A 2,762-nucleotide genomic window follows, 5' to 3' on the forward strand; every position below is an offset into this window, starting at 1 on the left:
GGTGCCCCTGCCGCAATACCTCGGCAGCGCCGGCAGCCCTTATGTAAATACAGGTTCTATCCGGAATACGGGTATTGAGATGGCTATAACTTACAAAAACAATAACCATGCACTGAAATGGGATCTAAGCGGCAACTTCACCACCATCAATAACAAAGTATTGTCGGTGGGTAACCAGGGCGTAGACACCACCGGCCATGCTATTGATTACCTGGAGCCTGCTAATTTTGTGCGCTCACAGGTAGGCCACTCCATGGCGTCGTGGTATGTGATCAAAACGGACGGGATCTTTCAAAGTCAGGAAGCAATCGATGCGTATAAAAACAAAGCGGGAACCATCATCCAGCCGAATGCCAAACCTGGCGATATCAGGTACGTTGATGCAAATGGAGACGGGCAGATCAATGACAAGGACAGGTCATTTGCCGGTTCACCATGGCCCACGCTGCAAACCGCCATACAGTTCAATGCCAACTACAAAAATTTCTCCCTCAACATCCAGTTGATAGGCGTATTTGGCAACAAGATCTATGATGACGTGCGGCGCGCCCTGGATAATTATCAACTCACCAATTTCAGGAAAGATATTGATCCCTGGTCTTCTACGAACCCCGGCGGCACCGATCCACGGCTGGCTGTAGACAATGGCAACGATCCAACGGTATCGGTAAATAATATGGGAGAAACAGATCGCTGGCTGGAAAACGGCTCCTATGTCCGCCTCAGGAACCTGGAAATAGGCTATTCATTGCCGGCTGCATGGACGAGTAAAATAAAGTTCAATACGGCGCGGCTATTTATCAGTGCGCAAAACCTGCTGACCATTACTAAATATAAAGGTCTTGACCCGGATATCTCCAATACCAACCTGGGGATGCGCGGTCTTGATTCAGGGTTCTGGCCCTCCAGCCGGATCTTTTCAGCCGGTGTTAATATTGATCTGTGATCTGCCATATAAAATACAATGCAATGAAAAAATATATCTTATTCATCATAATAACGCTGCCTGTCTTTTTCAGCGCCTGTAAAAAAGACCTGGATATAGCCAATCCCAATACCCCAACGATCAATAATTTCTGGAAAACAGCTGCCGACGCACAAACCGGCATCAATAGCATTTACAGCACGTTTCACCGCGTAGGCTTTTGCCGCAACCAGTTTTTTATGACTATTGTGCGCTCGGATGAAGGTTTCAGTACCAGTCCCAACTCCACCCTGATAAACAATTTTGATGTGTTCAATGTAACCAACTATAATCTCTGGGAAAACACCACCGTCTGGTATGATCTGTATATGGGCATCAACCGGGCCAACCAGGTGCTGGACAATGTGCCGAATATTACTATGGACAATACGTTGAAAGCGCAGTATATCGGGGAAGCGAAATTCCTGCGGGGATTTTTTTATTACTATCTCGCCACGTTGTGGGGGAATGTGCCGGTACTATTAAAAACGTCTACTCCTACCGATTATCCTTCCACCACCCAACAGGCCGATGTATATGCACAGGCTGAAAGGGACCTTACTGATGCCGCGGCTGTATTGCCGGAAACATCTGACGGCAGCAATGTGGGACGCGCCACAAAGGGCGCCGCATATGGCATGCTGGGCAAATGTTACCTGCAAATGCACGATTATGCGCAGGCACAACAGGCATTCGACTGGTTGATCAATGGCAACGGAAAAAATATCTATAGCCTCGTAACTAACTACAGCGCTAATTTTCTCGAAGCATCGGAAAACAATCCAGAATCGGTGTTTGAGATCCAGAACGCCGTGAACCCCACAGATAACCATGATGATGATACGCAGGGCAATTCAGATAATCTAAACTATGGCACTTCTGTACCCCCTTTTTTCGCGCCGCGTCCCATCGGCTTTACCGATGGACAGGCCCGCCGCTGGTGTGTATGGGAATTCCTGGCTGAACAAACAACCAGCGGTGGCAGGGACCCACGCGTGGATGCTACTTTCCTCTATGATTCCACAGATGTAAGGGGCCCGAATTTTAGCATGATTTACGGACAAAGTTTTGCTTCCCGAAACTATAGCAATGTAAGCGGCGATCCCATTGCCGTGGCTACCACGCATACCGTTTACTTCCGTAAGTTTTTAAATGATGCTGTCATCGACCATGAATACTTTCATTCAGGTAACAATTACCGTTACCTGAGGTATGCAGATATCCTGTTACTATATGCCGAAGCATTGAATGCGCAGGGGCAAACCACGCAGGCATATCAGTATGTTGACAAAGTACGGGCAAGAGCAGGGTTACCCACGCTCAGCGTGGCAAAGCCAGGGCTGTCGCAGACCCAGTTCCTGTCACAATTGAAACACGAGCGGGTGACTGAATTGTGCGGCGAAGGACATCGCTGGGAAGACCTGGTAAGATGGGGCGACCTGAGTACGGCACTGGCTTCCAGGGATGCAGGTTTTGCCAATTACCAGGCTAAATATTCATTGCTGCCTATTCCGCAATACGATATCGATGTAAACCCGAACCTGAAACAAAACCCGGGATGGTGATCATAAATACTTTGATGCAAATGAAAACATTATTTTTTATTACGCTTATCGCACTCATGGCCTGCTCACGGGGCGGCTCTGGTGCAGGGGGCGTTCAGCCACCCAAAGCAGATACTACATTCACCAATCCGTTGTTGTCTTCAGGACCCGATCCCTGGGTGTTACAAAAAGACGGCTATTATTATTTCATGCGTACACTCGGCAACCGGCTGGCCATCTCGAAAACACAATAC

1 protein-coding gene and 2 pseudogenes are annotated in these 2,762 nt (G+C 48.2%); all 3 read left to right on the forward strand.

Going from position 1 to position 2,762, the window contains the following annotated elements:
* A pseudogene (locus tag ACJ751_RS13565) lies at positions 1-946 on the forward strand (SusC/RagA family TonB-linked outer membrane protein); the annotation flags it as partial.
* A gap of 23 nt (positions 947-969) precedes the next feature.
* Positions 970-2,529 carry a RagB/SusD family nutrient uptake outer membrane protein gene (locus ACJ751_RS13570; RefSeq protein ID WP_407746037.1) on the forward strand — a complete coding sequence of 520 codons (1,560 nt, stop codon included), beginning with the start codon at positions 970-972 and terminating at the stop codon, positions 2,527-2,529.
* Positions 2,530-2,549: 20 nt separating this feature from the next.
* Positions 2,550-2,762 (forward strand): annotated as a pseudogene (locus ACJ751_RS13575) (glycosyl hydrolase family 43); the annotation flags it as partial.

The sequence above is a fragment of the Niastella sp. genome (assembly GCF_045805085.1).
Classification (GTDB): Bacteria; Bacteroidota; Bacteroidia; order Chitinophagales; family Chitinophagaceae; genus Niastella.